Origin of the sequence: Exiguobacterium sp. B2(2022) (assembly GCF_028823655.1) — a bacterium.
GTDB lineage: Bacteria > Bacillota > Bacilli > Exiguobacteriales > Exiguobacteriaceae > Exiguobacterium > Exiguobacterium aestuarii_A.
The window spans coordinates 20,710-28,117 of sequence record NZ_JAPEHX010000041.1 but is presented as its reverse complement, the minus strand read 5'-3'; the positions used below and the strand labels follow the sequence as shown (position 1 = coordinate 28,117).

The window sequence follows — 7,408 nt, the reverse complement described above, 5'->3', positions numbered from 1 at the left end:
TCACAATGACAATCCTCGGGTTCGGGGCGACGTTCGTCCTGTTCACGTATATGGCACCGATCTTATCGGGTGTCAGTGGGTATGCGAGCTCGAGCATCACGTGGATTCTGTTACTATACGGCGTGTTTGTCGCTATCGGGAATATCATCGGAGGACGAATCGCAGACAAGGAGCCGCTCAAAGGCTTACGTTTCGTCTTTCTTGCTCAAGCAGTCATTTTAGCGCTGCAATACGTCCTATTACCGGAGAAATTCTTGGCGCTTGTTGCCATTTCACTTCTCGGACTCGTAGCGTTCATGATGTCAGCCGGTGTACAGACACACATCGTTCAGCTCGCGGAACGATACGTCCCGTCGGCGAAAGGAATGGCATCTGCATTAAACATTTCGGCATTCAATATTGGGATCGCACTCGGTTCGACGCTCGGTAGTGTCGTCCTCGCCGTCTCAGACGTATTGAATACCGCCTTTGTCGGAGCAGGGATGGCGTTACTCGCGTCACTTCTTGCGATGGTCAGTTACAACAAACAAAAGGAGAGATTATGATGAATACAACACAACTTCAAGCACAAGAGGAACAATTGACACTTTCAACGTTCGGTCACGAAGAGGCACTTCAACTCGGTCAGACGATCATCGACTTGGCGAAAAAGGACGGGGTAAACGTCGCCGTTCATATTGAAAAGAACCGTATCCCGGTCTTCACGCATTTGATGGAAGGGACGACAGAAGAGAATTACATGTGGTTGTTCCGGAAGAAACGGGTGACGGATCACTATCAACGTAGCTCGCACTTCATCGCAAAGCGTTTTGAGGAGTCGGATCTTTCACACGATACAAATTCACTGTTACCAGCGAACGACTATCAGGCCATCGGAGGAACGCTTCCGATCCGCGTGAACGGTGCCGGAATGATTGGTACGGTGACAGTCGCAGGCTTAACACCAGAGCTCGATCATGAGTATGCGGTCAGAGGACTTGAACGATATAAAAATAAGATGAACTAAAAGAAAGGGATTTCCGATGTGGAAATCCCTTTCTTCATTTGAACTTTTGAATCATCAACGCGAGCGAGCGGTTGATCATCTTCATCTCGTCATCCTCGAGGACGGAGAACATCTCTTCAGCGAGGCGTTCTTCAATCTCATCGATTTGTTTCGAGTACGCCAGACCGTTCGAACCGAGTCGGATGAAGCTTTCCCGAAGGTTCTCAGGATTTTTTTCCCGAACGACGAAGTCGCGTTGCTCGAGCACTTTGATCACCTGACTGACGGCACTTTTGGAGATGGACATCTTCGTCGCGATCTCTGTCGTCGTCCACGTCTCTTGGCGTTTGAAGAGAAGCAGCATTTGTTCTTGTTGATAACTCAACTCAAATTCGTTCAATTCCGTGAAATATTTCGTGAACAGCAAGTCGAGCTCATCGATTTGGCGGTACATCGTGAGGACTTGTTGTTTTCGTGTTTCATTCAACGTGTCATTCATCCTTTCTTTACGGTGTCCGTCGGAACGTTTCACTCCGGAGATATAAGAGGACACCACACACTAGTCCGATTATACCAAATGCCAATAAGAGCGTTTGAATCGGGACGGACAAGGCGACAAGAACCGATAAGATGGCGAACGCAATCGGTTCAAGGCCCGAGGCGGCGAGTGACATGATACTCATGACGCGTCCAATTTTGTCAGGGTCGCTTTGTTCCTGCATGATGGTGACGGTCGGCAAATACACGAGCATGATCATAAATCCGCTCATGGAAGCCGCAACGGCAAGCAGCGGAATCGATTGAACCTGCGTGTAGAGGAAGAAGGCGCCGAGCGTCAGGAACAGTGCTCGGAAGACGAAACGTCCCCGATGAACGGACCGCAATAATAGAATCAGGAAACTTGCGACGAACGTCCCGACAGCGAGTCCGCCTTCGATAATACTTAAATCAAAAGCCGTCCCTCCGACCGCACCGACGAGAATCGGGATACTCATGATGAGTGGTCCCATGACGAACAAGTTGACGATGGCGATCGTGAACGTTCCACTTCGTAAAACAGGCGTCTTCGATACGTAACGAATGCCTTCTTTCAAATCAACGAGCACATCTTTTGGGGAGAGCGGAGCGACCTCGGGAATGTGATCTTGAATCAGCCGAGGCATGATTAAAATCGCAGAGAGGAAGATCAAGGCAGCCGCTGTGCCGAAACTGAGACCAAAACTTCCCCACGTGAGTAGGATCCCTGCAAGGAACGGGCCGATGACGAACATCAACTCGAGCGACCCTTGGAAGAGGGAGTTCGCGCGTTGAAACTGTTGACCTGATACGATTGAAGGCATGAGTGATGACAGTGCGGGGTAAGACATGCCGTCTAAAAGACCAAACAATATGGAGATGACCAAGAGTGCTGCCACCGAATATGCGTCAGCAAAATGAAGCGAGACGACAATTAACATCAACATGCCTTGCCCGATATTCGTTAAACATAACAAGCGACTCTTTTGGAACCGGTCGGCGAACACACCGCCGAACACCATCATGATCACACGAGGTAACGAAACCGCGGTCAGAATGATACCGAGGAGCGTCGGTTGTTTCAACACATCAATGGTTAACCACGAGACGCTCAAGAAGAAAATTGAAAACCCGAGCGTGAGCGTCATCCCGGATAACCAGGTAAACACAAATCGGGAATTGCTTAATAAACTCATGTTGATAACCTCGTACTTTCATTCTTTAAGATATAGTTAAGTTAACTAAACTATAAGCTGAGATAGTCATATCGTCAAGAAACATGACTTTGGTACGAAAATGTAAAATAACGGAACTTTTCTCGTGCGCATCCCGTATAGTGAAATAAGAGGTGAATGAGATGAACAAGCAAGAACGACTACATACAATCAAACGATCAAATCGAAAGCGACTCCTGCAACGCTTACTCTTAGCGCTTCCGGCAGGTCTTGCGGTTTATTTCCTCATGCGAACGGATGGGAACATTTGGATTGGGTTCGCAATCATCGGTGGGGTGTTACTTGCGACGCGTTACTTCTTTTCGAATGAAGCAGAGGCAATCAGTCAATTGTCGGAGCAAGAACAGGTGAAACGTGTCGTGACACTGCAGTATCATCTGGACTTCCTCTTTATCGCATTGCTCGGACTGGTGAATCCGTTGGCCATTCGAATCATAGAGTGGTCTTGGATTCCTGCGGTCCTCATCGGTGGGGCATTGCTTTATATCTTATGGGCTCAAGAGAAGCTCGATCAACAAATCCGCTGGCTCGACCCGGAACAACCGACACGTCGAGAGATTCGACGATTCTGAAAGGATGAATGAGATGAATAAACAAGAACGGATCAATACGATTTATCGTTATCAGCAGCGTTGGCTTTTGTTGCGCTCAATTCTTGCAATACTGACAGGTGGACTTGTCGTACTCGTGCTTCAATCTAATGGAGAACCGATGTACACCATCCCGTTGGCGCTCGTACTAACAATTATGCTTTACGTCATCGGACGAGAACGTCGCTTCGTCAGGAAGTTAACGAATGTGGAACAAGCCAAACGGATCATCGATTGGCAGTATGTATCGGAAATGGGGCTACTCGTCTTATTAGCCATCCTCTTTCCATTCATCGTTCTAATCGGTTGGCCGGGATGGTCGCTATTCGTCGTCTTCTTAAGTGGAGTCATCTTATTGCATTTCTTACAGAAGATGCTCGACAGACAGATTTCCGAGTATGACGCGGAACAACCGATGCGCCGCGAAATCAAACTCGACTTCGTAAAAGACTGAGGTGACACCGTGGACAAAGCTGAACGACTTCAACAAATCGAGCAGTTTGAGAAGCGATTCACCCGTCTGAATATCATCGTAAGTGCAGTCATGTTAGGCGTATCGATTTATTTTCTGTCGACATGGAGTCCGTATAGCATTCTCCTACCAGGTGTCGCACTTCTTTATGCGACATGGCTTGAATGGAACAAGATGAAATTACAGCAATCCTTCAACGAATCGACACGCTACCATCATCTATTGCGTATCGATTTTACTGTCATGTTAATCAGTCTGATGTGGTTCGTGATTTTGATTGTCATGCATTTCAACGGAATCGATCTCTTACCTTGGATGAGTTGGACGCTCCTCGTCGGCGGACCGTGTCTCATATTGATTCCACGTTGGATTGACCGAAAGCAGTCCGCGCTTGATGAGCACCACGTCACATCGGGCGAATGGACCCGGGCAAACCGTGAGCGTTTGAAACATGCGTTAGATGATATTTCAAGGAAAGGTCGTAAAGAGTCATGACAAAACAAGAACGAATTCAATATATCGGGGCATATCGGAAAATGTATCAAAATACGAGCATATGGCTTACAGCAGCTCTCATTGTCTGTAACAGTTTTGTGCTCGGTTTTGACACATGGTGGATATGGGGGATTGGGTCGACGCTAGCAGCGACTGGACTCATGTATCTCACACGTCAAGAAAGTAAACAGTTGCAAACCTTGACGTCCGGAAAAGCCGAGTTACTCACGAGACGCTTGTACCGCCTCTATTCTTACTGGATTGGAGTGGTCATAGGAATGGTCCTTCTCAGTCGCCTTGAGGTTTCGTCAATCGGTCTAGGCTTCATCGTCCTGGGCATCATTGGTCTAGGGATTGTCCTGCTAGCATGGACTCACTATCAGACCGTCCGGCAATTACGACAAGCCGACCCGGACCAACCGACACGGGATGAGGTGACGAAGCACTATCGATCTTACGAAGGGAGTACATATGCTGACGAAAGAAAAGCGAATTGAACAGTTGCTCAAACAAGATGACAGTCATTGGCGTTGGCGGTGGGGCGTCGCCATCGCGACCGTCGTGATGACATTCCTCATCGCTGCGCAGTACAGACTGTACGCTCCGCTCATCGTGTTCATCAGTTTTTTTCCATATCTCTGTCTCGAGTGGCGGAAGACAAAACTGCTTCTTACCTTTAACGAGGATGCCCGTTATCAACGTCTGGTGTATACAGACTTTGGAATCCAGTGGCTCTGCTTCGTCTCGACCATCTGCCTACTAGCCGCCTATTATGCTGATTCGTTGTCGCCCGTCGTTGCCATTGCCGGGTTATTCGGGATTGGTGGGCTGTCGATTTTGACACCATACCTCATCAATCAAAAGCTTCATAAGTCCGATGTGCATCACGTACTTGGGAAAGAATTGCGTGAAGCACGCGATCAGCGTTTCCATGAGTCCAAAACGAACACCTGAAAAGGGTTCGTTTTTTTATTTGAGGACATCGGTCCTTTTCTTCTTGAGTGCCGAGGCGTAAGCTGACAATGTATAGAGAACTAGTAGAAGAATCGAGGAAGACATTCATGTTAGCTATTTTGATTGGATTGACGATTGGGATTTTGCTACCGATGCAGACGAGTGTGAACTCTCGTTTGCGCCAAGTGGTCGGCTCCCCGTTCGTCGCATCGTTTTTATCGTTTACCGTCGGGACCATCTTTTTATTTCTGTTACTCCTTTTGACCGGACAGTCATTCGGGTTTGATAGCTCAGTGATTCAGGAAGGTCCAGGGTGGATGTGGATTGGTGGACTATTAGGTGTCTTGTTCTTAACGGGAAATATCTTGTTGTTCCCGAGGCTCGGAAGTGTCCAGACGGTCATCATGCCGATTTTTGGACAGATTTTGATGGGATTGTTGATTGACCATTTCGGTTGGTTCAATTCTGTCGAACATCCAATTACAGCGCTTCGTTTGTTCGGAGTTGTGCTCGTCTTACTTGGCGTCATCGGAACGGTAGCCTTATCTGACTGGCTCAACCGTCGAAGAGGCAAGTTGGTCGTCTCGATGGAAACGGACACCGAGAATCTGAACCTTTGGCGACTGTTTGGGATTTTCACAGGAATGATGAGTGCCACGCAAACGGCCATTAACGGCTATTTGGGTACGGTGCTCGAATCGGCACTGAAAGGAGCATTGGTCTCATTCGTTGTCGGGACGATGGCGCTCTTGCTCATCTTGCTCGTCTCACGTCAACCCGTTCCACTCGGTCAACTGAAAGGTCAACCGTGGTGGATCTGGCTCGGTGGGATCATCGGGGCGCTCTTCATCGGAGGAAATGTCCTTATCGTTCCGATCGTCGGGACGGGGATTGCTGTCATCATCGTCATTGTCGGACTGTTATGTGGAAGTTTACTGATTGACCGTTTCGGTTGGTTCGGAGCGAAGAAGAACCCGGTCACCGGTGTGCAAATCATCAGTCTGATTGTCATGGTGATCGGAATTGTATTGATTCGTCTATCTTAAGGGGGGAGAACGATGCGAGGGATGTTGTTTGCGATTAGTGGGGGCTTCTTTCTGACATTGCAAAGTGTTGCGAATGCGCGAATCAGTTCACAGATTGGGACGTGGCAAGCGGCGACGTTGACACAGTTCACAGGATTCATCATCGCGCTCCTCGTCATGTTGGCGTTACGCGACCGCACGTATATCGAGATGCGTCACGTGAACCCGCTCTATTTATCTGGCGGAGCGTTCGCGGCGATCATCTTGTTCAGTAATATGACAGCCGTCCACGAGCTCGGAGTCACGCTCACGATTTCCTTGTTTCTCATCGCACAGTTGGCGCTCGCGCTCGTCATTGACTGGCGTGGATGGTTCGGGATGGTGCGTCGGAACTTGAACGGGATGCAGTTGTTCGGGGTGTTCATGATGATTGCGGGGGTCATTTTATTAAAATGGTAGGGGGAAACGTATATGGTTGAGGCGTATGTGAAGCAATTTGAATTAGCCGTTTTGCCCGTCGCTGCGCAACAAAAATTGAAGCTTGTCCGATATGAGGCAGGAGACGTCATTTGTACGCAAGGCGATGAAGCAGAGCATCTTCGGTTCTTAGTAAAAGGGAAGATTCGAGTCTCTCATACTTCCGCTACCGGCAAACGACTCGTCCTCTCCTTCAAATATCCGCTCGATTTAATTGGGGATATCGAATATATTCAGCGGACTCCTTATTTGAATACGGTCGAAGCTGTCACAGAAGTTGAGATGCTCGTCATCCGATTCGAGGATTTAGTACGTCACGCGCACGGAGAAGTCGCCTGGTTACATTATTTATTGGAAGAAATCACGCGAAAGTTCGAACGGAAGTCGCAGTCCCTCAGCTTCAACTTGTTCTATCCTGTCGAAGTACGTTTGGCGAGTTATTTATTGTCGATGACGCCAGATGACCAAACGCTAGGTTCGACTGTCGATCAATTGACGGATATCGCTGATTTGATTGGGACGAGTTATCGTCATGTGAACCGGACGCTTCGGCGTTTCGTCGAGGCAGGATTGATTGAACGAAATCGGCGGATGATTACCATCATCGACCGGGAAGGGTTGTTGGAGATTGTCGGGGAGAGTATTTATGAATAGGAGGG

Annotated in this window: 12 protein-coding genes; 10 read left to right on the top strand and 2 right to left on the bottom strand. The window is 48.4% G+C overall.

What is annotated here, in order from left to right; all coding sequences use genetic code 11:
- A partial coding sequence (locus ON063_RS09645; RefSeq protein WP_274664989.1) for an MFS transporter occupies positions 1–545 on the top strand: 545 nt, incomplete at its 5' end.
- Positions 545–1,006, top strand: coding sequence for a heme-binding protein (locus ON063_RS09640; protein ID WP_274664988.1), 462 nt, complete (start codon positions 545–547; stop codon positions 1,004–1,006). The genes ON063_RS09645 and ON063_RS09640, both read left to right, overlap by 1 nt.
- Before the next feature lie 34 nt (positions 1,007–1,040).
- On the opposite strand, the gene ON063_RS09635 is transcribed toward ON063_RS09640, so the two are convergent.
- Together ON063_RS09635 and ON063_RS09630 are read right to left on the bottom strand one after the other, a co-directional pair.
- The gene (locus ON063_RS09635; protein ID WP_274664987.1) at positions 1,041–1,472 is read right to left on the bottom strand and encodes a MarR family winged helix-turn-helix transcriptional regulator; all 432 of its coding nucleotides are present in this window, start codon (positions 1,470–1,472) and stop codon (positions 1,041–1,043) included.
- A gap of 19 nt (positions 1,473–1,491) precedes the next feature.
- On the bottom strand, positions 1,492–2,697 hold the full coding sequence (locus tag ON063_RS09630) for an MFS transporter (RefSeq protein ID WP_274664986.1): 1,206 nt from the start codon (positions 2,695–2,697) through the stop codon (positions 1,492–1,494).
- A 161-nt stretch (positions 2,698–2,858) separates the two neighbouring features.
- Between ON063_RS09630 and ON063_RS09625 the strand changes: the two genes are divergently transcribed.
- The 8 genes from ON063_RS09625 to ON063_RS09590 all read left to right on the top strand — a co-directional run bounded on the left by ON063_RS09625 (position 2,859) and on the right by ON063_RS09590 (position 7,403).
- Positions 2,859–3,308, top strand: coding sequence for a hypothetical protein (locus tag ON063_RS09625; RefSeq protein WP_274664985.1), 450 nt, complete (start codon positions 2,859–2,861; stop codon positions 3,306–3,308).
- Positions 3,309–3,321: 13 nt separating this feature from the next.
- Positions 3,322–3,780, top strand: coding sequence for a hypothetical protein (locus tag ON063_RS09620; RefSeq protein WP_274664984.1), 459 nt, complete (start codon positions 3,322–3,324; stop codon positions 3,778–3,780).
- A gap of 9 nt (positions 3,781–3,789) precedes the next feature.
- On the top strand, positions 3,790–4,293 hold the full coding sequence (locus tag ON063_RS09615; RefSeq protein WP_274664983.1) for a hypothetical protein: 504 nt from the start codon (positions 3,790–3,792) through the stop codon (positions 4,291–4,293).
- Positions 4,290–4,790 (top strand): hypothetical protein, encoded by a 501-nt coding sequence (locus tag ON063_RS09610; protein ID WP_274664982.1) that lies wholly within the window; start codon positions 4,290–4,292, stop codon positions 4,788–4,790. Before ON063_RS09615 ends, ON063_RS09610 begins: the two co-directional genes overlap by 4 nt.
- Entirely contained in the window at positions 4,765–5,247 is a 483-nt protein-coding gene (locus ON063_RS09605; protein WP_274664981.1) for a hypothetical protein, read from the top strand. Before ON063_RS09610 ends, ON063_RS09605 begins: the two co-directional genes overlap by 26 nt.
- A 107-nt stretch (positions 5,248–5,354) precedes the next feature.
- A complete protein-coding gene (locus ON063_RS09600; protein WP_274664980.1) occupies positions 5,355–6,293 on the top strand; it encodes a DMT family transporter in 939 nt (312 codons plus the stop codon).
- Positions 6,294–6,305: 12 nt separating this feature from the next.
- Positions 6,306–6,731: a DMT family transporter gene (locus ON063_RS09595; RefSeq protein ID WP_274664979.1), complete on the top strand. Its 426-nt coding sequence runs from the start codon at positions 6,306–6,308 to the stop codon at positions 6,729–6,731.
- Between the two features lie 12 nt (positions 6,732–6,743).
- On the top strand, positions 6,744–7,403 hold the full coding sequence (locus tag ON063_RS09590; protein WP_274664978.1) for a Crp/Fnr family transcriptional regulator: 660 nt from the start codon (positions 6,744–6,746) through the stop codon (positions 7,401–7,403).
- Positions 7,404–7,408 lie beyond the last annotated feature (5 nt).